Annotated in this window: 19 protein-coding genes; 6 read left to right on the top strand and 13 right to left on the bottom strand. The window is 68.7% G+C overall.

Going from position 1 to position 21,166, the window contains the following annotated elements; genetic code table 11:
* Positions 1 to 27 precede the first annotated feature (27 nt).
* The 9 genes from AB0873_RS28860 to AB0873_RS28820 form a co-directional block, all read right to left on the bottom strand.
* Positions 28 to 483: an NUDIX domain-containing protein gene (locus AB0873_RS28860; RefSeq protein WP_366603635.1), complete on the bottom strand. Its 456-nt coding sequence runs from the start codon at positions 481 to 483 to the stop codon at positions 28 to 30.
* Entirely contained in the window at positions 480 to 1,601 is a 1,122-nt protein-coding gene (locus AB0873_RS28855; RefSeq protein ID WP_366603632.1) for a DegT/DnrJ/EryC1/StrS family aminotransferase, read from the bottom strand. Before AB0873_RS28855 ends, AB0873_RS28860 begins: the two co-directional genes overlap by 4 nt.
* The gene (locus AB0873_RS28850; RefSeq protein ID WP_366603631.1) at positions 1,591 to 2,619 is read right to left on the bottom strand and encodes a zinc-binding alcohol dehydrogenase; all 1,029 of its coding nucleotides are present in this window, start codon (positions 2,617 to 2,619) and stop codon (positions 1,591 to 1,593) included. Before AB0873_RS28850 ends, AB0873_RS28855 begins: the two co-directional genes overlap by 11 nt.
* Before the next feature lie 56 nt (positions 2,620 to 2,675).
* Positions 2,676 to 3,281, bottom strand: a complete 606-nt coding sequence (locus tag AB0873_RS28845) for a deoxynucleoside kinase (protein WP_366603629.1) — start codon at positions 3,279 to 3,281, stop codon at positions 2,676 to 2,678.
* Positions 3,281 to 4,192, bottom strand: coding sequence for an SAM-dependent methyltransferase (locus tag AB0873_RS28840; protein WP_366603646.1), 912 nt, complete (start codon positions 4,190 to 4,192; stop codon positions 3,281 to 3,283). The genes AB0873_RS28845 and AB0873_RS28840 overlap by 1 nt, the downstream gene beginning before the upstream one ends.
* Before the next feature lie 101 nt (positions 4,193 to 4,293).
* Positions 4,294 to 4,968, bottom strand: coding sequence for a GPP34 family phosphoprotein (locus AB0873_RS28835; protein ID WP_366603627.1), 675 nt, complete (start codon positions 4,966 to 4,968; stop codon positions 4,294 to 4,296).
* Between the two features lie 6 nt (positions 4,969 to 4,974).
* Entirely contained in the window at positions 4,975 to 5,973 is a 999-nt protein-coding gene (locus AB0873_RS28830; protein ID WP_366603625.1) for an acetamidase/formamidase family protein, read from the bottom strand.
* Complete coding sequence (locus AB0873_RS28825) at positions 5,970 to 7,403, bottom strand: APC family permease (protein WP_366603624.1); 1,434 nt, start codon at positions 7,401 to 7,403, stop codon at positions 5,970 to 5,972. The genes AB0873_RS28830 and AB0873_RS28825 overlap by 4 nt, the downstream gene beginning before the upstream one ends.
* A 117-nt stretch (positions 7,404 to 7,520) precedes the next feature.
* On the bottom strand, positions 7,521 to 7,904 hold the full coding sequence (locus tag AB0873_RS28820) for a zinc ribbon domain-containing protein (protein WP_366603622.1): 384 nt from the start codon (positions 7,902 to 7,904) through the stop codon (positions 7,521 to 7,523).
* A gap of 246 nt (positions 7,905 to 8,150) precedes the next feature.
* On the opposite strand from AB0873_RS28820, the gene AB0873_RS28815 reads away from it, so the two are divergent.
* Both AB0873_RS28815 and AB0873_RS28810 read left to right on the top strand, forming a co-directional pair.
* Positions 8,151 to 11,264 carry an orotidine 5'-phosphate decarboxylase / HUMPS family protein gene (locus AB0873_RS28815; protein ID WP_366603621.1) on the top strand — a complete coding sequence of 1,038 codons (3,114 nt, stop codon included), beginning with the start codon at positions 8,151 to 8,153 and terminating at the stop codon, positions 11,262 to 11,264.
* The gene (locus AB0873_RS28810) at positions 11,261 to 11,740 is read left to right on the top strand and encodes a GNAT family N-acetyltransferase (protein ID WP_366603619.1); all 480 of its coding nucleotides are present in this window, start codon (positions 11,261 to 11,263) and stop codon (positions 11,738 to 11,740) included. Before AB0873_RS28815 ends, AB0873_RS28810 begins: the two co-directional genes overlap by 4 nt.
* A gap of 203 nt (positions 11,741 to 11,943) precedes the next feature.
* On the opposite strand, the gene AB0873_RS28805 is transcribed toward AB0873_RS28810, so the two are convergent.
* The 4 genes from AB0873_RS28805 to AB0873_RS28790 all read right to left on the bottom strand — a co-directional run bounded on the left by AB0873_RS28805 (position 11,944) and on the right by AB0873_RS28790 (position 16,075).
* The gene (locus tag AB0873_RS28805; protein WP_228543157.1) at positions 11,944 to 12,087 is read right to left on the bottom strand and encodes a hypothetical protein; all 144 of its coding nucleotides are present in this window, start codon (positions 12,085 to 12,087) and stop codon (positions 11,944 to 11,946) included.
* A gap of 584 nt (positions 12,088 to 12,671) precedes the next feature.
* Complete coding sequence (locus tag AB0873_RS28800; protein WP_366603618.1) at positions 12,672 to 13,613, bottom strand: replication-relaxation family protein; 942 nt, start codon at positions 13,611 to 13,613, stop codon at positions 12,672 to 12,674.
* A gap of 465 nt (positions 13,614 to 14,078) precedes the next feature.
* Positions 14,079 to 14,906, bottom strand: a complete 828-nt coding sequence (locus tag AB0873_RS28795; RefSeq protein WP_366603616.1) for a DUF2637 domain-containing protein — start codon at positions 14,904 to 14,906, stop codon at positions 14,079 to 14,081.
* Between the two features lie 770 nt (positions 14,907 to 15,676).
* A complete protein-coding gene (locus tag AB0873_RS28790) occupies positions 15,677 to 16,075 on the bottom strand; it encodes an ATP-binding protein (RefSeq protein ID WP_366603614.1) in 399 nt (132 codons plus the stop codon).
* 1,087 nt (positions 16,076 to 17,162) lie between these two features.
* On the opposite strand from AB0873_RS28790, the gene AB0873_RS28785 reads away from it, so the two are divergent.
* The 4 genes from AB0873_RS28785 (at position 17,163) to AB0873_RS28770 (ending at position 21,069) form a co-directional block, all read left to right on the top strand.
* The gene (locus tag AB0873_RS28785) at positions 17,163 to 17,975 is read left to right on the top strand and encodes an SAM-dependent methyltransferase (RefSeq protein WP_366603644.1); all 813 of its coding nucleotides are present in this window, start codon (positions 17,163 to 17,165) and stop codon (positions 17,973 to 17,975) included.
* Positions 17,976 to 18,220: 245 nt separating this feature from the next.
* Positions 18,221 to 19,138 (top strand): IS3 family transposase, encoded by a 918-nt coding sequence (locus AB0873_RS28780; RefSeq protein ID WP_366603612.1) that lies wholly within the window; start codon positions 18,221 to 18,223, stop codon positions 19,136 to 19,138.
* Positions 19,139 to 19,231: 93 nt separating this feature from the next.
* Complete coding sequence (locus AB0873_RS28775; RefSeq protein WP_366603610.1) at positions 19,232 to 19,570, top strand: hypothetical protein; 339 nt, start codon at positions 19,232 to 19,234, stop codon at positions 19,568 to 19,570.
* Positions 19,571 to 20,247: 677 nt separating this feature from the next.
* Positions 20,248 to 21,069 carry a hypothetical protein gene (locus AB0873_RS28770; protein WP_366603609.1) on the top strand — a complete coding sequence of 274 codons (822 nt, stop codon included), beginning with the start codon at positions 20,248 to 20,250 and terminating at the stop codon, positions 21,067 to 21,069.
* Positions 21,070 to 21,166 lie beyond the last annotated feature (97 nt).

The raw sequence follows: 21,166 nt of genomic DNA, 5'->3' as shown, positions 1-21,166 counted from the left end.
TCCACTTGGTTCTCGCCACCGCAGTTCTCAAGCCGGTTGAGGAATCAACCTGGCGGCTTCGGTGATGAGAGCGGGAAGTTCAGCAGGCGTGCGGAGAGCCGCTATCTTCTCGACGGGCACCCACCTCGCGCCTCCAACCTCTTCGACCTGGGTAGTCAGGTTCCCGCCAGTGGCTTGGCAGACGTAGACGAAGTCGATGTGCCGGTGTGGTCCGACCTTGCGGTCTTCGATGTCCATCTCGATGATGGCGAACGGGCTCGGGATGCTTCGTACGGCGGGGTGCCGGAACGGCTGCGGACCGAGGATGTCGGCAATGATCCCGGTCTCCTCGTGGACTTCGCGAAGTGCCGCTTCGGCGGGGTCTTCGTTGGGGTCGACGTGTCCGCCGGGGTACAGCCACAGGTCAATCTTGTTGTGGTGCACGAGCAGGACGTCGCCCTCGTCGTTGAAGACGATGGCTGAGCTGGTGAAATGGCGGATCATGCTCGGGTTTCTCCCTGGGCGATCTGGGCTACGCGGTCGGCCATCCACGCTACGGTCGCGTCCGTCATTCCGGGGTGAACGGGGAGCTGCACGGTGGTCGTGGCGAGGTGTTCGGCGTTGGGGCACTGGTTGGCGTAGGGCTGGAAGATGGGCTGGTGGTACAGCGGCCGGTAGCGCCACCGGATCGAGTCGGGTGGGAGTCCGGCGGCTTCGAACGCGGCGACGACTTGGGGGATGTGGTCCTTGATGGTGAGGACGAGGTTGTAGTAGTTCGGCTTGTCCTGGACGCCGTACGGCAGTTCCCGCAGCAGGCCGCCGGGAGGCAACGCGGCGAGGATGCGTTGGGCGTTGCGGCGGCGTCGGTCGAGTTGACCGTCGAGGAGCTTGAGACGGCGCAGGCCGATGGCGGCCAGGGGGCCGGCAAGCTTGTAGTTGACGCCGTGGGTGGTGCCGCGCAGGTGGCCGAGGTGGGTGTACCAGTCGATGCGCTCGCCGAGTTCCTCGTCGTCGGTGAGGACGAAGCCCCCCTCCCCGGTGGATAGGAGCTTGCGGTCGTGGGTGGAGAAGCAGCCGACTGCGCCGTGGGTGCCGGCGAACCGGTTGCCGACGCGGGTGCCGTGGGCTTGGCATGCGTCCTCGATGACCGGAACTCCCGCCTGGGCGAGGAGGTCCGCGCTGGCTCGTTCGTCGTTGGGGTAGCCCCAGAGCGGCAGCGTGATGGCGGCGCGGGTGCGTCCGGTGAGCTTGCGCTGGATGTCGGCGGGGTCGAGGGCGAGGGATTCGGGCAGGGTGTCGACGGGGACGGGCGTGGCTCCGCAGGTGAGTACCGGCATGGCGGTCGGCAGGGGCGCGGTGGCCGGAACGAGGACCTCGGTGCCGGGTCGGACGCCGAGGGCGATGAGCGCGGCGTGCAGCGCGGAGGTTCCCGAGTTGACGGCGATGGCGCGGCGGGCACCGAAGCGTTTGGCGAGCGCCTGTTCGTAGAGGGCGAGGACGGGGGCGCCGCCGGAGAGGCGGCCGTCGTCGAGGGTGGCGCGGATTTCGTCGAGTTCACCGCAGGGTGCAGGGGTGTAGCGGTCGTCGACGGGGTTGAGGACGTCGTGGCTGCTACTTGTCATAGGTCAGCACCACCTTGATGGTCTCCTCGGGGCGCTGGGCGATCAGGTGGTACGCCTTGGCCGCCTCGCTGAAGGGAAAGCGGTGGGTCACCAGGCTGTCGACATGAACGTGCCCACTGATGACCAGATCTCGGGCCGAGGCGCTGAGTCGGGGCAGGTCCCAGGCGGGGTGGGCGCGCTGTGGGCAGCCGTTGACGGTCATGGAGGAGATCAGGGTGATGCGGTTGCGGTGGTACTCCTCGCCGAGTCGTAGGCCGTCCTGGTCGCCGTGGTAGGAGGCGACCGTCGCGACCCGGCCGCCCACCCGGACGCAGCGGATCGCCTCGTGCAGGCCACGGTAGGAGCCGGAGGCTTCGACGGCGACGTCCGCGCCCTGGGGGCCGCAGAGCTTGCGAACCTGCACGGCGACGTCGTCAGCGGTGGCGGCGTGCACGGGTGTGATGCCGAGGGAGTCGGCGGTGTCCAGACGCAGCGGGTAACGATCCACCCCGATGACCTTGGCGGCTCCGGCGAGCCGCGCGAGCTGGCCGGCGAGAAGGCCGACGGTGCCGAGCCCGACCACGACGACGGTGTCGCCGAGGCGTACCTCGGCGTCGTGGACGCCGCCGAGGGCGACGCGCGCCAGGATGAAGAAGACCGCGCGTTCGGCGTCGATGCCAGTCGGTAGACGGCTCGCTGCGGCGGCGTCTGCGGGGATGATGTGCGCGGTGCCGTGCGGGCGGTCGAGAGTGACGAGGTCGCCGATGTTGACTTTGCCGACAGCGGCCTCACCGACGGCGGTGACCCGCGCGATGGTCTCGTAGCCGGGCGCTACCGGAAAGTCCCTGCCGGCACCGTCGAGGAAGATGCGTCGCTGCGGGTCCCACGACCGGTGCAGCGCGGCGGCGTCTCCGGCTACCCAAGCCATCTCGGTGCCGTGGCTGATGCCGGAAACGACCGATTCGGCGTAGACGTCGTCGAGGCCGAGTGCGGGCAGGTGCTCGCGGACGATCTCCACCTGGCCCGGACCGGTGATCATGACCCTGCTGCAGGGAGGCGCGTGGGCAGTGCGGGGTTGTGCGACGTCGGTTTCGGTCATGACCTCTCCAGGGCTGGTAGGCGGGCAAGGAGCGCGTCGACGTCTTCGTCGTTGAAGGCGTCGAATTCGCTGGTGTCGAGCCGGATGATTCGGCTGGCGTAGTCACCGAGCGGTGTGTCGAAGGCTCGGGTGAGGTGTTCGAGGTAGGCGGTGGACAGCGCGGATTCCATGGGTCTGCCGCGTTGCGCGATTCGGCGGGCCAGGACCGACGCTGGTGCGGTCAGGGCGATGAGAAGGTCGGGTCGTGCGGCGGCGTCGCTCCAGGTGGCGCAGGTCTTCCTCACCCGACTCGCGTCCTCGGGCGGCAGGGTGGTGTGGGCGAAGATGACCTGCTGCGCCATGGACCAGTCCGCCACGACGGGGGTGCCGCGGGCGAGCAGGTCGTGGATCTCGCGAAGTTGCGCGACGCGCAGCGCCAGGAAGGTCAACTCGACCTGGAGAGCCAGGGCCACTGGGTAGGTCTTCCCCGAGTCGTAGAGCTTCGGTAGAGCGGGGTTGTGGACGAACGGGTCGCGCATCAGACGCGCTCCGAGACGCTCGGCGAGTCGCTGTGCGAGGGTCGTCTTGCCGGCACCCGTCGGCCCGGCGAGTCCGATGAACATCAGCGCCTGCCCGATGGCCGGGATGCGCTTTGTCCGGCCGGTTCTGACCTTGGCTGTTCCGTCATGACAGCGGGTCCTTTCATGCCAACTCCGGCGAGGAAGCTGGCGAGGAAGGGGCTCGCCGACGAACCCTCCGCCGGGAGGTGGTCCTCGGGGTCGGGGCGCCAGTGAGACACCGGGACGAGTACGGCGCCGCCTGGGCGCGACGCTGCGCCAGGTTGGGGCGCGACCATGGCGAAGTCACCGAACAGCGCCTGGACATCGGCGAGGTGGCGGAGTTGCAGTGGAGTGGGGGTGCGCTGGTACAGCCGCTGGACCTCCTCGGTCTGGCTGGTGGCCGTGCCGGAGGTCGCGTGGGAGATGACGAGGGCGCTGCCGGGACTCGCCGCGGCGCGGAAGGGTTCCACGATGGCGTTGACATCGCCGGGGATGAAGTGCAGGACCGAGACGAACAGGATGGCCACCGGGCGGGCGAGGTTGATCAGCCGCTGGGTGGCGGGGTTGTCGAGAATGAAGTCCGGGAAGCAGATGTCGGCTTGGATGACGTCGACTCGCGGGTCGACGCCCAGCAGGGCCCTAGCATGCGCCACGGCCACCGGCTCGACGTCGACGTAGAGGACCCGCGCATCGGCGTTGACGGAGTGGGCGATGTCGTGGACGTTGCCGACGGTCGGTATGCCTGAGCCGAGGTCGATGAACTGGCGTATGCCCTGCTGCAGCGCGTATCGGACGGAGCGGCGCAGGAACGCTCGGTTGGCGCGGGCAGCGTCAGCGACGTGGGGTGCGACGGCGAGGACCGCGTCGGCGGCTTGACGGTCGGCTGCGAAGTTGTGGCTGCCGCCGAGGAAGTAGTCGTACATCCGCGCGGCGTTCGGGCGGCTCAGATCAAGCTCGGCGGGCGCCCAGCTCATCGCCTCAGTTCCCATGGTCGTTCCCCTGGTGCCGACTGGGGCGCTCGTGATCGCCCTCGGTGGTGGTGGCTGCCCGCTGCTTGTGGCGGTGTCGTGGGTGCTCATCGGTACACCGATACGGCGGTCTCGCCGATGAGGTCTTCGACGGCGCAGATGATCTTTTCGGTGGCGGGTGTGTGGTGCCCGGCGCGGGCGAGCATCTGGCGGAGCCGGTCGCGTAGGTCGGTGTCGAAGCCGTCGAGGTACAGCTCGGATTCGAGTCGCAGGGCCCGTAGTAGACCGGCGAGAGCGTCGGTCTGCAGGTCGGGGTCGTCGTAACCGAGGACGCCGTACCGCAGCCGCCCACGGACGCGGTGAATGACCGCAGGGTCTGTCGGTGGGTACGCGGTGACCCGGCCGAGCATGCGGCGTCTGGTGACCTGCTCGACAAGGCCGCCGGCGATGAGTCCCGCGGTGACCTTGTCGTAGGCGTGCTCGCCGAGCAGCCGCACGGCCTCACGGACGGACAGCGAACGGTGGTGGCGGGCCAGGAATGTCAGCGCCCAGTCGGCGACCGGGTCGCCGGTGGGTTGCCGGTGCACAGCTATGGCAGCGTCGCTGACGACGCGGACCCGTTCGATCGGCGCGACCAGGTTGGTGAGGATGGCCCCGGCCAGCGCGAGCGACAGGGATGGCAGGTGAGCCAGCGGAGCGCCGCTGTCGTTGTGGGCCAGCACGAACAGCTCGACGCGCAGCGGGAGGCGGACCGGTGGGGTGTCGAATGCGGCGTGGCTCATGGTGAGTCACCTGGTCGGCTCGGCGATGTGGCGCAGCCGGTGGTGCATCCCGCCGTAAGGGCTCGCGCCCGCCAGGACGGCTTTGGTGAGGGCGGCGTGCATGGTGTAGAGCGGATCGCAGACGTTGCCGGGTGCGGCGCGGCCGGCCTGGGAGACGAGCTGGTAGGTGTCGAGCAGCTCCAGCCCGGTTAGTTGTGCCGTCCAGGTGACCAGGTCGTGCTGGCTGATCCGGTACGCGTCCTCCAAGGGCCGGGCGGCGCCGACCGAGATGATGCGGTGGTCGGTCTCGATGCGGGGCCATGGTGTGGTCACGCCTTTGATCAGGTCGACGGCGATGGTGACGTTCATGGCGGTCTCCACCGCTACGCCGCACACCTCGCCCTGGCCTTGGCGGGCGTGGCCGTCGCCGATGGCGAACAGCGCACCGGGGACGTTGACGCCGAGGTAGACGGTGACTCCTGGGCGGATCTCCGGGGTGTCCAGGTTGCCGCCGTGCGCGTCGGGCACGATCGTGGATCGTGCTTCCCCGCCGGCCGGGGCGACTCCTACGGTGCCGAGCATCGGCTCCAGGGGCATGAGGATCGCGTGGTCGGAGCGGCGGGCGCGGTAGGTGACGGTGTCGGCGGCGGCGTCGATGGTGTAGCGCCACACCCGCTCCTCGATCGGCGGGTGCAGCATCGCCGTGGTGTGGGTGCCGGTCAGCGCTCCGAAGTGCGGGAAGGTGGCGGACATGCCCCAGTCGCGGGCGGGGGTGATGGTCGCGAAGTGCAGGGCGAGGGTGTCGCCGGGTTCCGCGCCGGCCACGTGGAAGGGGCCGGTGACGGGGTTGAACGCCTGGCACACCTTCGAGGGCAGGTCGTCGACGGTGCGGACGGCGCCGCCGAAGCAGTCCTCGGTGCTGGTGACCAGCAGGCCGCCGGGCGTGATCTCGGCGACCGCCGGGTGGGTGCCGAAGGTGTAGCGCAGCTCGTTCTCGTTCGGCTGGTAGGTGACCGTGCTAGTCATGCCGACTCCCGTCCGCTGGCGAGGCCGGAGAGCTGGGGACGGCGGCCGGCGGCGTACAGACCGGCCAGGGTCAGCAGGCCGAGGGTGAGCCAGACGAAGCCGAGGCGTTGGGCGGCCACGTTGGCGTTGACGACGACGTAGGCGAGGATCGTGAATCCGAGGCCCGGAAGGATCAGGTGCGTGAAGTAGTTGCGGCTGCGGCGGCGGACCAGGTAGTGCCAGACGACGGCGAGGTGCAGGACGAGGAACGCGGTCATCGCGCCGAAGTTGATCAGGCTGGACAGCAGCGTGATGCCGTCGGTGCGCCAGTTCATGTAGAGGCCGATCGCCAGTGACACCAGCGCGGTGAGGGTGATGGCGTGGGTGGGCACGCTGTGGCGCACCGAGACCGTGGCCAGGAACTTCGGCAGTTGCCGGTCGCGGGCCATGGCGTACAGCAGCCGCGAGGTGGCGACCTGGGCGACGAGGGAGTTCGCCACGCCCCAGGCGACGGCGGTGGCGATCGCGCACAGGGTGGCGAGCCAGGGTCCACCGGCGAGCCGCGCGGCGTCGTAGAACGCCGTCCCGTCCGGGTCGCCGTTCGCGAGCAGGCCGCCCGGGTCGGGGACCAGCAGCGCGGCCATCCAGGTCTGGGTGATGAAGAGCAGTCCGGCCACGCCCAGCGCGGCGGCCATGGCCCGGCCGATCTGGCCCGCGCCGCCCTTGTTCTCCTCGGCGAGCATGGAGATGCCGTCGAAGCCGAGGAAGCTGAGCACGGCGATCGACACCGCGCCGAATACCAGCGCCCAGGTGAAGGTGTCAGGGTTGTAGAGCGGCGTCCAGGAGAAGCCCTGTCCCTGGCCTCGTGCGAGAGCACGACCGGCTGCGGCAAGGAAAATCACCAGCACGATGACCTCGCCGATGAGCATCACGCGAGTGATCAGGGCGGTCATCCGGATTCCCCGGTAGTTGACCAGCGTGTTGAGCAGCACGAAGCCGACCAGCCAAGCCCAGACCGGAACAGCCGGCACGGTGGAGTGCATCGCTACCGCCGCGATCAGGTAGAGCAGGCTCGGCACCAGCACGTAGTCCAGTAGGATGGCCCAGCCCGCGAGGAAGCCGACGGGTGCGCCGATCCCTCGCCCCGCGTAGTTGTAGACGCTGCCGGCCAGCGGGAACGCCTTGACCATCTGGGCGTACGAGGCGGCGGTGAACACCAGCGCCACCATGCCGATGACGTATGCCAGCGCGACCATCCCGCCGGCACCTGCGTAGACGGATCCGAAGATGCCCATCGGCGCGATCGGCACCATGAACACCAGCCCGTAGAAGAGCAGGTCAGCGAAGCCCAGTGAGCGGCGCAGCTCCGGCCGGTACCCGAACCGCGACGAGTCCGGCGGCACCTGCGCCACGCCGATCTCCGGTGGAGGCGCTGTCTGCCTCGTGTACATACTGTTCCTTCCTTCCTGTCGGTCATCGACGCCGGCGCGGTCCCGGCCGTGATGGAGTAGCTCGCACTGTGGTGGCTCAGTAGGCAGAGGCGGAGCTGGGAGCTGCCGGATCGGGTGCTAAAGACGCCAGACGATGGACAAGTCCTGAGCGCAGCCGCCGACCCGCACGGCGACAAACAAGCGGCGGAAAATTCGGGTGAGTTCCTCAGGCGCGGCGTCCGCCACCAACCCCGGCGCTGGCGCCGCCACCGCCTCCAGAACGAACTGTTCGATGTCCTCGGCATCCACAGCCGTCAACCGGCAGCCGCAGGGCCCCCGGTAGGCGCGCCGGCCCAGCATCCGAACGGGCTGCAGCGACGTGCCGCAACCGCGGCAGCGCAGTAGCCCCGTGAGGGTGTAGGCCCCTGAGATAGGAGACTCGGACTGCGCCGGCCGTTCACCGCTGCGGCCGGGTATGACGAGGCGAACGGGGTTGCGCACGATGTCGCTTCGCAGGTCCATGGCACGGCACCTCCACCACCACCGCTGTTCGCAACGCGAGGGCTGGCCACAGCGGTGAAGGTGGCGCGAGGTCCGACCAATCCATCGCCGTGGTTGTCTATGCGACAGCCTGCGGGTCCGGCCCGCCCGGTGACGACGCGTGGACGTTCTAGTGTTGTCCTAGTTTCAGCTCGTCTGCGCCCGCCGTCGTCTACTACGCTGCCGACTGCGACAACGACGCTGAGTGCACGGCCTGGGGGCGATCCCGTGGAGACGGTACGGCGGTGGACCGGCCGTGAGGCAAAAGCATTACGCCTGGCTCTGCGCATGAGCGTGCGCGGCTTCGCCGAACACCTGGGCGTCAATCCAGCGGCCATCTCCAACTGGGAAAAGCGCGGTGCCGCGGCCCGCATGCGCTACGAGACACAGCAGATGCTCGATGTCGATCTGGCACGGTCACCAACCGAGGTCAAGCAGCGCTTTGCCCAGACCCTCAAAGCGTCAGCGACCACAGATCCGGACGCCTCAACCGTGCCTACAGGCGGCAGCCGACCCACAAGGCAGGATCTCGGTGCTCATTCCCGGGAAAGGACGGCCGCCGTCCTCGCGGCGCTCGGTGGCCAACAGCCCGACGATCTCGTGTACACGCCCCCGGTCGACGTCCAGCGCCTGGTTGAGACCTTCCTCGTCTCGGCCGCGCGCGTCTATCTGGTCACCGGACCTCCGGGCTGCGGCAAGACCAGCTTCACCCGCCACCTGGCGTCGCGAGCCCCAGGAGTGGATGTTCAGCTGCTGACCGCGGACTCGTGGACCGAGGACATCGACCTGGCGCGGGAGATCCTCCGCTACGGCTCCCAACCGGCCGGCGAGGATCCGCTGCTGACCCTGGAAGTTGAGAGCCGGAACCTGTCCCGGCCGCTGCTCGTCATCATCGACAGTCCGCACTCTCACGCGGTAGTGGACAAGGTCTGCCGCCAGCTTGACGCAACTCTGCGGCAGGTGCTCTCGGGGAACTTGAAGTTCCTCCTCGTGCTGCGCACTCCGCCGGAGGTCGAGCTGGCGCCCTACCCTGTCCTGTCGGCAGCGGTCATGCCTGGTCCGGATCACGGTGCCGGCCCGTCGCTGCCGCTGGACCGCTGGGACGCCCGCACAGCCCGAGAGGTGTGGAACACGCAGCGGCAGTCCAGCGAACCCCCGTTCGACGCGCTTCCTCCCAGGATTCGCAACTTGGCCCGACTGCCGCTGTACATGAGCCTCATCCGGGCCGCCAAGTCGACTGAGCCGCTCGGGCAGACCAACGCCTTCCGGCTCGTGGAATTCTGCGTCGCCTCGATCCTGAAGGCGGCGAGCCTGGACGTCGAACGCGCCACGGCGGACCTGACGGCACTCGCGCGGATGCAGCTTGCTGCGGCATGGCCGCATCACCTGCTTCCCGCGATGGAAGCCGACCCGCCAAGGGATGTCGGAGACCTCACCGCCTCTCCGGTCGCGAGACTTGTGCGGTCCGGCCCGTCCGGCGGCCTGACGTTTCATCACGACGTCATCCGTGAGTATCTCTTCGCCCGGTGGCTCGCCCAGCTCATCGAGGCCCACGGACGCTCGACCATCACCATCGAGTTGCTCAACGACCTTGCCGCTCGCACGAGCACGTCAGGCGACCTGCGAGGCGTCCTGGAATTCCTGTTGCAGGGCTTGGACGCGACGTCGCCGGAACTGCTGGCCGCCGTCGCCCAGTCACCATCGATCAGCATCACCGAGACGCTGCCCTTGATGCTCGAACTCACCGGTGAGAGCCCGGTGTTCACCACCGCCGAGGTGCTGCGCGTGTGCGCCTCCCGCTGCCTGCACGACAATGGCCTACCGCTTGCCAGAGCCCTCCTGCACACCAACGCAGCCGCGACAGCACTGGGCGCTGAGTACCCCCGATGGATGCTGCGGGTCCTGCGCCGCTTCGGCCCGGCAGTATGGTCCGACATCGTGGCGTGCGTCGAGACGCAGCTTCCCATAGCGGCCATCCACGACTTCGTCCGTCTCGCGCAACTCGACACCGTAGAGGACGCGGTATTCCTCGCCCGACACTTCTACGTCTTCCTCACCGCTGACGACGGCACTTCCCAGGAACTGAAGGCACTCCTGGCTCACCCCGACTGGCGAGCCCGCGCCGCCCTCGCCGAGGGGATCCGAGCGGGCCACGCGATCCCACACCAGATGATGATCTCGATCATGGAGTCGTTGGCCGCGGACCGCGACTACAAAGTCCGCGCCGCCGTCGCCGAAGCCGCCGGCCGGTCAAACGCACCCGGCCTGGAACACCTACTCGCCACCCTCCTCGAAGACCGGAACTGGCATGTCCGCGATCGCCTCCTCCAAGGGCTGTCCTTCAGAGTTGGAGACGAAGACTCGGTCGCAGACCTGGTCATCCAGGGCCAAGGAGCATGGCGTGATGGCCCTCGAAACGTCCGAGTGGCCGCCCAGCGGCTCATACTGAAGTGCGGCAGGGAACCACTCCAGAACGATGACTCCTCACGCAGCGCCCTGTTCGGCCTGCTCCGAGAGATTCGCACCGGTGCACTGCGGCTACCCACGAATGTCCAGTCCTCCCTGATCCGACAAGGCGTCGCTTCGACCAACTGGCTCGTCCGCACCGAAGCCAACCTGCTCGAACACCACGACACAGCCACGAGCGCAGCCGCGGGCATCAGCAAGGAAGCCTTCCGGCGTCTCCGAGACGGGCGCGCCCTCCAGGTCGCACTCGATGTGCGCGATACCGACCATGCCATCTCTGTCGCGCAGGCCGCCGCCAGCGCTGGAGTGCAATTCATCGAGATCGGCGACCCGCTCATCAAGAGCGTCGGCGTCCAGGCCATCAGCGCGGTCAAGCAGCGAACCCCAGGTGCGTGGATCGTCGCAGAGATGATGTCCGCAGACTGGGGACGCGACCAAGTGGTCCTCGCGACCGAGGCCGGAGCCGATGTCGTACTGCTCATCGGCCCCGCGAGCGTCGCCAGCGTGTCCGCAGCCGTCGAGGCGAGCAAACGCTTGGGCGTCCCCGTCATGATCGACGTGCCCGAGGGCCGGCTGGTCCAGGGCTGGGTCCAGGACATGGAACGCGCAGGAGTCGACGGCTTCGCCATCACCACGAACATCGACCTGGGCGTAGCCGGCTTTCACCCTCTCGACCAGGCGCAACTCATCAGGTCGTGGACGAAGCTGCCGGTCGCGGTCTCCGGCGGTTTCGAACCCACCGACGTTGAGGCCAGCCGACGACGCTCCTGGGACATCCTGGTCATCGGTCGCGGAGTCACCGACTCCCTGGACCCCGCAGTCGCCGCGCGGGACCTCGCCGCATCGATCGAACTCACCGAAGGAAACCGCACATGATCATTGCCCCGCTCACGGTCGACCGGATCCCCGACCTCGAGAAATTGCTGGCGTTGGGAGAGCCGTACATCAGGCTGCGGGGCTCATCGGACTACTGGCTGTACGCCACGCTGTTCGCCGACACGTGCCCACTCGCCATCATCGACGGGCAGGTCGCCGGCAGCGTGATCGCCTTCCGAAGTCAGGTCGACCCCTCAGAGATCTACCTGCAAGACGTGATGACGCACCCCGGCCACCGCCGTGAGGGGATTACACGGGCGCTCGTAGACGAAATTCACCGGCAAGGCTCTGTCTGGGGATGCCGGCGCATGTTCCTCACGTCGGAACCCGACAACTACGCCGCGCACAGAACGTGGCTCGCTCTAGGCTTCCGCAACGTTGCCGGAGACACGACCGAGGCTGGCGTTGCCGTGATCTACGACTACAAGGGGCGCGGAAAGCACCGCGCCGTGTATGAGCGATCGATCAGCGGCTAGCGATAAGCGGCCCGCCCAAGTGCCGAAGCCCGGGCATCTCCTTGCCAGACGTAGGAAGTCCCTGAACATCGCCGAATCCCGACGTCGGAAAGGCGGCGGCAGACCATGGGCGGCGCGACAACGGACGCCGCAGCGACGCAGCGTGTGCACGATCGTTAGCGGGTGAAGCTGGCCGCGCCCACCCCCGTGGGGGCGGGCGCAGGTCACGCGGCGCGTGGCGGTGCGGGTTGATGCAGGCGCAGCAGGCGGGCGAGGGTGGCGGCTTGGTCGACGGTGGGGAGGCCGGCTTCAGCGGCCAGTGCTTGGATCTCGGTTTCAGTGGCGGGGTCGGTCAGGTAGCGGGCCATCGACAGCGTTCCCGGCAGGACTGCAGGTTCGGTGTCGGGGTGTGCGGTCGGGGCCTCGCCGCCGGTTGCCCGCGTCGGCGGGGTCGACAGCGACGGGTGTGGTGTGGGCGCGCGTGATGTCTGGTCACGGCGTGTGGCCATGTCCCTCCCAGGACGGCTCGTGGCGTGAGGTCGACGTGTCGGGCCATGGGCATCTCCTTCTCGGTGGTAGGGACTCGCTGGATATCGATCGCCGGATCGGACCGTCCGGGGACGGGCGGCAGGTCGGCGACGGTGAGGGGCCGCGGACTGTAGCTCCGGTGGCCGTGGAAGTGAAGACGTGCGCCACTGACAGCAACTCACAGCGCGAGCCGCTGGTGTGAGTGCGCGGACGGTTGCGGGTCTGTCGCCGAAGAACGCCGCTGACAGACTGTGACAGCTCGCGAGCCCTGCTGCCCGCTTCGCCCAGTCCGCCGCTGTCGCCTCGGTGCGGGCCGCACGGCGGCGATGGCGGTCGCCCCAGGGGGTTGGGCGGGTGGGGGGCGGTGCGGCGGCGTGTGGGGCCGTCAGGCCGCCCGTACGCGCCGCTGATCCGCCCGGCCCCATCAGGCGGCTCTCCCTTCCTGGCCGGCCACGACGTGGGTGGGGAACTCGTCGTCGTGGCGGGTGTCGGTGTAGGGCAGGTTGATGAGGCGGTGACGGCCGTCGCGGCCGGCCAGGTGCCAGACCTGGTCTGCGGGGCTGGCGGCGAGTGCGGCACGTAGCTCGGCGGTGGTGGTGGCGATGACCGTCTCCAGGCCGGGGACGGCGGCGAGGCGGTGGTGCAGGTTCGCCTCGCGCCGGGCGGAGGGGAGGTGGAACAGCACCGGCCATGCCCAGGTGCTCATGGCGTAGAGCCGTTCGTACTTGGCGATTTTCTCGGTGAGGATGTCGAGGCGTTCGCCTCCGGTGTCGTACTCGAGGAAGAACGGCACCGCCCGTCCGCGCTCGGTCCACACCCCGGCGCCGTCCGGGCGGGGCAGTCCGGTCGGTCCGTGGACCATCATCTGCGGGTTGCCGCCTTCGCGGTAGAACACACCTGGCTCGTGGAAGGCGAAGGCGGGCTGCCAGCGGTCCAGGCTGGTGTCGGGGTGGGTGCGGGCGTGGGCGGCGAGGTCGATGAAGACCTGGTTGCCGCCGAGCAGGTGCGGCAGGTCCGGCCGGCGGGTGAGGGACTGTTTGCGGCGGCGGGCCTGGTCCCGGCGGGGTGGTCCGAGTCCGCGTTGGGCGTGGACGTGGTCGTAGCCGAGCTGGTCTAGGACGTAGTGGTACGGGTAGGAGCCGCCGTCGGGCTTGTTGGGCCGGAACCGGTCCACCGCCCGCAGCAGCGTGAGGCGGCGCAGGCGGCGTTGGGTGAAGTCCAGGGACGGGAACAGGGCGGCGACGATCTGGTCAGTGGTGAGCACGCCGTGGTCGTAGAGCCAGCCGAGGAGCCGGTCGTCGCGGGCGGTGATGCTGGCCTGCAGCCGCAGCAGCGCATCCGCCGCCGGTAGCGATCTACTACGCATGGGCGGCCCCTGGGGGGACACCCCACACATGAGGGTGTGTCTGGAGCCGATAGGAGTCGGTGTGAGCGGGGTTGACCTGGGCTGTGAGCGAGTATGGGGGGTCGGTTTGGGGGTCAGGATCAAGACGGACGGTAGAACGGGGAGCCACGCTGACACCGACATGGTCGGCCACACCGGATCCGGTGTGACGATGCCGTGAGAGCCGCTGTGAGTCTGGCCGGTGATGGTGCCGGCGGTGCAGGTGCCGGCCACTCTGCTGGGTGATCATCGTTGTTGCTCCTTGGTCAGGGGTGTGGGTGGGGGTGAGGGGGGGCGCACCTGCCGCCGCTGCGGGATATCGGAGGGGCGGCGGGAACGCGCTGACAGGTCGGTCGGGTTCTGTCAGGTCGCGGGCTTGCTGACAGACAGGTGGGCTGGTCTGACAGCGGCGGCTCGGTCTGACAGATGTCGCAGGGGGTGGTTCTGTCACGCGGCCTCCCGCGGTGACAGATCGGGTGTGGGTGGGGTGGTCTCGGCGCGTAGGACGCGCACGAGCGCCGAGGCGGTGGCGTTGGACAACTGGTGCCCGTCCGCGCGGAGCTGTTGGGCGAGGGCCTTGCGGGACAGCGGTGTCCCCTCGGCGGTGAGGGTGCGGGCGGCGGTCCGGGCGGCCGGGACCAGCGCGGCGACCTCTGGACCGCACTCGCCGGTCGACGCCTCGTCGTCCCGGCGGTCCGGGACCGCCGGAGGCTGGTCCGCGACGGCGGGGACCGCCGTCGTGGAGTCCCGGACCGCGGCAGCGGCGACGGGGACCGGTGGGTGGGTGTCCGGGACCGACGCGTCGACGGTCAGCGCCGATCCACGCGCGGGCTGGGCGGTCGGGTGGGGTGGGGCGGTGTCGGCGCGGCCGAGGGCGATCTTCACCATCGCCAGGAAGCCCAGCGCCGGTAGGGCGGCGGCGATCCAGCCGATCACCGACGCCTCCGCCTCCACCACCTGCGCGGCCAGCGACAGCGACACCGCCACCACGAGCACCGCGGCGGGGAAGACGACGCTTTTGCCCAGGCGCCGGTTGCGCCGCAACTCCAGACCCGCGGCGATCGACATCAGCTCCAATACGATCGCGTCGGCCCAGGCCAGCCAACCCGGCTGGCCGTGCCCGGCGGCGACGTCATGCACGTGCGTGAACGACGCCGCGCCGGCCGCGCCGCCGATGAACAGCATGATCGCCACCTGGGCGCGGTCCTCCCACCGCTCCCGCCCCGGGCCCACCCGGGCGGGTGAGCCGGGGTCTCGTTGGTCAGGTGCCGCCAACGGCCCACCACCTGGGTTCAGGCGGCCCGTGCACGGCCGCGGTCGGCGTTGTCGTGTGAGGGCGGGCCGCGACGGCAGTCGCCGCCTCCAGGGGGTTGTCGTGTGAGGTCACGTTCTGCTCCAAACAGGTGGTTGAAGGGTTCGGCTTCAGGTGGTTAGGGTTCCGTCCCAGGTCGCGCCTTCCCGGCTCGGGTCAGTTCCCGGGCAGGCGCGACCCTGCCGGGTGACGCCCGGCCGGGCGGACCCCTGTGCGTGCAGGGGACGACAAAAGTCACTATGGTCGAGTCAACGAACACGCCAGACCCCGCGCAGGGGCAGGCACCAGGGCAGCAGGCGTCGCCACAACCCGCACAGCAGGCTGCGGTCAACGCGCGGACATCGGGCGGACGGCAAAGCCGAGCCACAAAGATCAGGACTCACCACTGGCAGCGGCGCAGAAGCGCTCAGGTGGTGCGGCGGCTCAACTCGCCGACAGACGATCCTTCATGTGGGGCCTCCCATCTCTCCACGCCCCGCGGCGTCGATACGAACAACGGCAGGCACCCCATCCGTGGGGTGCCTGCCCGCTGCATGTGTGGCCGACCGCGCCGGCCGGCGCTGCGGGAACGTGTATCCAGTACGCCTCGACAACCTTCGTCGAGTCAACCCCCAATTCGCCACTGATTGGTCACCGAGTCTTGCCACCAGTCCGGCCGAGTGCTATAGAGTCCGCCCCAGTGCTCCCCAGTCCTCCTGCGTCCGCGTGGCTACTGCGGAAAAACCTCGCAGCGCTACTCACCTGGCGAGACGGGCGGTCTCATCAGGCGGACCCAGACGCGTTTGCCGCCGTCGTCGAGGCTGTCCACGCCCCACGCGTGGCACACCGCCTCGATGATGGCCAAGCCCCGGCCGCCGTCGCCGTCCGGGTCCCGGCGGCGCGGCACCACCGCCGAGCCGTCCACCGCCGAGATGGTCACGTCGCCGTCACGGGCGTTGAGTTGCAGTCGCAGGCAGCCGCCGCCGTGGCGCACCGCGTTGGCTACCAACTCGTCGGCGATCAGCACTGCATCGCCCACCCACTCCGGATGCCGGAATCCCCATCCGGTCAGCACGGTCTTGACCGCCTGCCGGGCTGCGGCCAGGGCGTCAGGACCCATCGGAAGGTCCAGGTGCGCGGTCAGTTCGCTCACGGCCGTGATCCCCTTCCGCCGACCGGCGCCATCTGGCGCGGTCCACCGCTACCCGAGCCGTGACCAGGGAAAACTTGCCCGCCGGCAACGACCTGCCGATCCGGCATGATGGAACGTCGACAAGGCCACGATGGCGAATGGAAACCGCCGCTCGTGCAGCGGCGGGGCCTCGTTCAGCGAGAGCAACCGGCCGAACCCCACGAACGGGCACCCGTGTGGCCCACAGCCTGCCGGTCCCCGAGCCCCGTCCCTCGAGTGCGCACGCCGCTTCGCTGACGAACGCCCCGGCGGCTGCAGAGACGAACCTGCGATCGTCGTCCCCATGCCACCAGCGCGGACCTGACCACTGCAGGCCGCGACCCTGCGGGGTAACAGATCCCGCAGCCGTGACGCCCCTTCAGTGGAGCCGTGTCGCCGCGCGGCCCCGCCGCAGGCAGGCGGGACCACACCCCCTCGGGCCCCTCCAGGTTCCGCCGCCTGCGGCCACCTCGAGGGCGCGGCGAAACCCCACGGCGATGAGCCGCCGCGATAGGCGAGTGCTATGACGCCGGCCTGGTCGTGGCTGCGTTGACCATGGCCGTTTATGTTCGGCGCTGGGCCAGTGGCGCCGCAGCGGCGATGTCGCCGACGTGATTTTCCACAGCGACCGCGGCAGCGAGGGCGAGTGCACCTCGGCCGACTTCGCCCGCGCCTGCGCCCGCTGCAAGGCACGCCAGGCGATGGGCCGAGTCGGACCGTGCCTCGTCAACGCCGTCGCCGAGGCTACCTTATCCACCATCAACCGCCGCCAGTTCCGCTGCGAACAGGCCCGCCTGAAGACCGCCGCCTGGATCACCGACGGCGCCGCCGACACTCCGTCTGCGACTGGCACTCACCCATCGACTGGGGAGCGAACAACGGCCGACGCCCTGGAAGCCCAAGCCGCATAACCGGTCGAGGGGATTGACGTTGCGGTCGAACGCCCGCCGGAGGTTGCCCTCGACAGCCGTGGGGGAATGCGGCCGTTGTCGTGTCGGGCTAGGCTGAGCGCCGCTCGCCCAAAGACTGTCCTTTGTAGGAGGTGTCCGTGCGGCACGGTGACGAGGCCGTGGCAGACCAGCGGCAGACAGCGCCGCCCAGGATCGACATCAGGGTGCCGCACTCGGCGCGGATCTACGACTACTGGCTCGGCGGCAAGGACAACTTCGCCGCCGACCGCGCCGTCGCTGAAGCCCTCGTGGCAGCGATCCCGACGATCCGGTCCATGGCCGCCGAGAACCGCTACTTCGTGCACCGCGTGGCCCGCTACCTGGTCGGCCAGGCCGGTGTGCGGCAGTTCCTCGACATCGGCACCGGCATCCCGACCAGGCCCAACCTACACGAGATCGCCCAGCAGATCGCCCCCGAGACCCGAGTGGTATACGTCGACAACGACCCCATCGTGTTGACCCACGCCCGAGCCCTGATGGTCAGCACCGAGCAGGGACGCAGCGAGTACATCCACGCCGACCTGCGCGAGCCGGAGATGATCCTCAACCACCGGACACTGCGCGAAACAATCGATCTCACCCAGCCGGTCGCGCTGACGATGATCGCGATCCTGATGCTGCTCGGCGACGCCGACGACCCGTGGCACAAGGCACGCGTGCTGATGGACGCCCTACCGTCGGGCAGCTACGTGGCGATCACCCATCCGACCGGCGACTTCAACCCCGAAGCCATGGCGGCAGCCGTCGCCGCCGCCGTCAACAGCGGCATGACCCTCGTACCCCGCACCCGCGAGCAGGTAGCCCGGTTCTTCGACGGCTGGGAACTGGTCGAACCGGGAATCGTGCCGGTGATGGAATGGCAACCCGACGACGGCAAACCCGCCGACCCACACGCCGCCTACTACTGGGCCGGCATCGCCCGCAAACCCTAGCTGATCTTTCATCTGTCGCCGTTAATGGCGGTTCTCGTGGCTCTTGTCGAGGGCCATTGCGCGGAGCAGCCACGGAGCGAGGCTTCTCGCGGTGATGTCGCGACTGATTCGCACGATCGTGTCGCCGGCCACCCGCGGAGGGACGGTAGGGCAGCGACGACCCGGGCGGGGTGGTTGGATCGGATCAACCAGATCTTGAAGTCCGCGGCGAGTTTCTTCGCGGCGGAGTTGGACCGCCCGTCGCGATGAAGGTCGCCTTCGTCGACTCCGAGAAGGCAGAGCACGGTGTCCAGCCGGTCCTGCAGGCGCTCGAAGACACGCCGGCACAGATCGCACCGTCGACCTACTACGCCACCAAGACCCGCCCGGCCTCGGCCCGGTCACGGCGCGACGAGGAACTGACCGAGATGATCGAGCGCATCCACCAGGAGAACTACGGCGTCTACGGCGCCCGCAAGATCTGGCACGAGCTGCACCGCCAAGGGGTGCCGGTGGCCCGGTGCACGGTCGAGCGACTGATGCGCGAGTCCGGACTGCGCGGGCTGCTACGGGACAAGGCGCCGCGTACGACCCGGCCCGCCGCCGAGACGGGACGCCCCGGTGACCTGGTCAAACGCGACTTCACCGCGGAACATCCGAACCAGCTGTGGGTCGCCGACCTGACCTACGTACGCACCGCCGTGGGCTGGGTGTACGCCGCGTTCGTCCTCGACGTGTACTCCCGCATGATCGTCGGCTGGCAGGTGTCCCCGTCGCTCTACACCGACCTCGCGTTGGACGCGTTGAAGATGGCGATCTGGCGCCGCGAGAACCAGGACGCTGACCTGCGTAAACTGGTCCATCACTCGGACCGGGGAATCCAATATCGAGCGATCCGCTACAGCCAGCGGCTCGCCGAGGCCGGCGCCGTCGCCTCGGTCGGGGCCAAGGGAGACTCGTACGACGCCATGGCCGAAGCGTTCAACTCCCTGTACAAGGCCGAACTCGTCCGCAACAAGGGCCCGTGGCGCGGGCTCGACGACCTCGAGATGGCCACCGTCGAGTACATCGACTGGTACAACAACCGAAGGCTGCACGGCGAACTCGGCCACATCCCACCCGCCGAACACGAGGCACTACACGCGATGACCCACCCGGTCACCGCACCCCTGAAAACCAGCTAACCAACTCTCCACCAAACCCGGGGCTTGACACTCCACCAAACCCGGGGCTTGACAGGCTGTCCGGCGATCTGCCGGGACGAGATCAAGGAGGGCATGGTCCATGCGGCTGGTGACTTCAGCGCCGCGCCGAGCGACGAGTTGACCCTGCGAACCCTGCCGACGTTCTTCCAGGTGCTGGAACTGCTCCTGACGGCCGGCGTCACCACGGTGGCGGAGGCAGCCTTCCAGCACCGGCTCTGGCGCCCGCATCTGCGACCCTTGGGCGGACTCGCCGACATCCGGGTCGTCCATTGCCAGATCGCGGCCGAGATGGCATGGGACCGCATTCAGCAAAAGGTGTCAGATTCCGGTATCGAGCTTGCCGTCGACTGCGGGCGCTCGACTGCATCCGCAACTGGCCGATGTGAGTGCATTCGACCATGCGTCGACTAGACGACCGAGGCGCGCCTACGCCGCTTTTGCGCCATCCACACAGCACATGCATCCAGGTCCACACGATCGGCGATCCCACTCTGGTCGCTCGCGGACGCTGCGACGGCTGGCCGTTCGTGCCTCGATCTATGAGGGCTCCGTCGCGATCATGAAGGCACGTAGGCGGGTACGGCGGGTTGGGTACGTTCAGTCGTACCTGGCTGGCCACACCAACCTGTACGCCGACATCTGCTGTGCGTGCCTATGGGCATCATGCGGTTGGCCAAATGCGCACTGCCGGCATTGATCTCTCTCGCTGCGTGCCGCATGCTGTGAGAACACGGCGGGAGGTCGGTCGATGACTTCGGGTAGCCATGGCGAGCTGGTTGGTTGCGGCATGTTCCCGACTAACCCGGCCCAGACGAGGGCGCATGGCTAGGAGCGCCCGCACCCGCGACGCGGCTGAAGTGCCCGGTCCTCGGGGCTCTGCTGAGGCGTATGGCGCCGTGCTTGAGGCGGCAGTTTCTCGCTTCGGTGCTTCCGTCGCGCCGGTGCTTCAGCGGGGTCTGGCTGCTCCGGAGGACACTTTGCGGGCGCCAATGGTCGAGCTTCTCAGGGCGGCTGGACGAGCGATTGGCTGTCCGGTTAGGGCGCATGGCGAGGTCCGCCTCCCGGATCTGGCTATCCGTCCTGACTACTTGATCGACGTCGACGGAGCCCCGATCGGTTATGTGGAACTCAAGGCGCCCGGTCGGGGCGTGCCCAGCCAGGGTTGGCGTCCCACGGCTCGGGAGCGTAAGCAATGGGCCCAGCTTCAGCTGCTTCCAAATGTCCTGTACAGCGACGGTCAGTCCTTCGCGGTGTATCGCTGGGGAGAGCTGCAGGGGCCGGTGGCACGGATGGAAGGCGACCTGCACCGGGCCGGTGCGCGGCTTCGCCCCGCAGACGCCAACCTGGCGCTCGTGCTTCATGCGTTCCTTGCGTGGCGTCCACGTCCACATCGCCGCCTTGAACATCTGGTCCGGGACGCGGCACGACTTTGTCGACTGTTGCGCGACGAGGTGTTGGACACTCTTGGACAAGAGCGGCTCGGGGGAAGAGTGCGGCTCTTCAGTGATCACCTAGCCGACTGGCGCACCTGGCTGTTTCCGCACTTGAGCGAAGAGTTGTTCGCCGACGCCTACGCGCAGACCGTCACGTTCGGGCTGCTTCTGGCGCGCCGGTCAGGAATCGAGTTCGAGGGCAAGGAACTGCCGACGCTCGGGCGAGAGCTGGCAAAGAACCACCTTCTCGTCGGGCGAGCGCTGGCCATCCTCACCGAGGACCACGGTGGTCCCAGCATCGAGCAGCGCAGCGTGGCGCTGCAAACGCTGCGGCGCGCCATCGCGGCCAGTGACTGGACGGATTGGCGGACCGACACGTCCGACCAGTTGTACGAACACTTCTTGGAGCTGTACGACCCAGCAGTGCGACGGGGAAGTGGCTCCTACTTCACACCCAGGGCCCCGGCAAAGTCGTGAGCGTGTCCGGCTTGATCCGCTTGGTGTAGACGCGCCCGTGCTGTTGGTAGCAGGGCGGGCATGACTCGTTCAGATGATCATCGAGGTTCTCTACGCC

The organism is Micromonospora sp. NPDC047707 (assembly GCF_040704235.1).
In the GTDB taxonomy this organism is placed as follows: domain Bacteria; phylum Actinomycetota; class Actinomycetes; order Mycobacteriales; family Micromonosporaceae; genus Micromonospora.
This window is presented reverse-complemented; position numbering and strand designations above follow the sequence as displayed.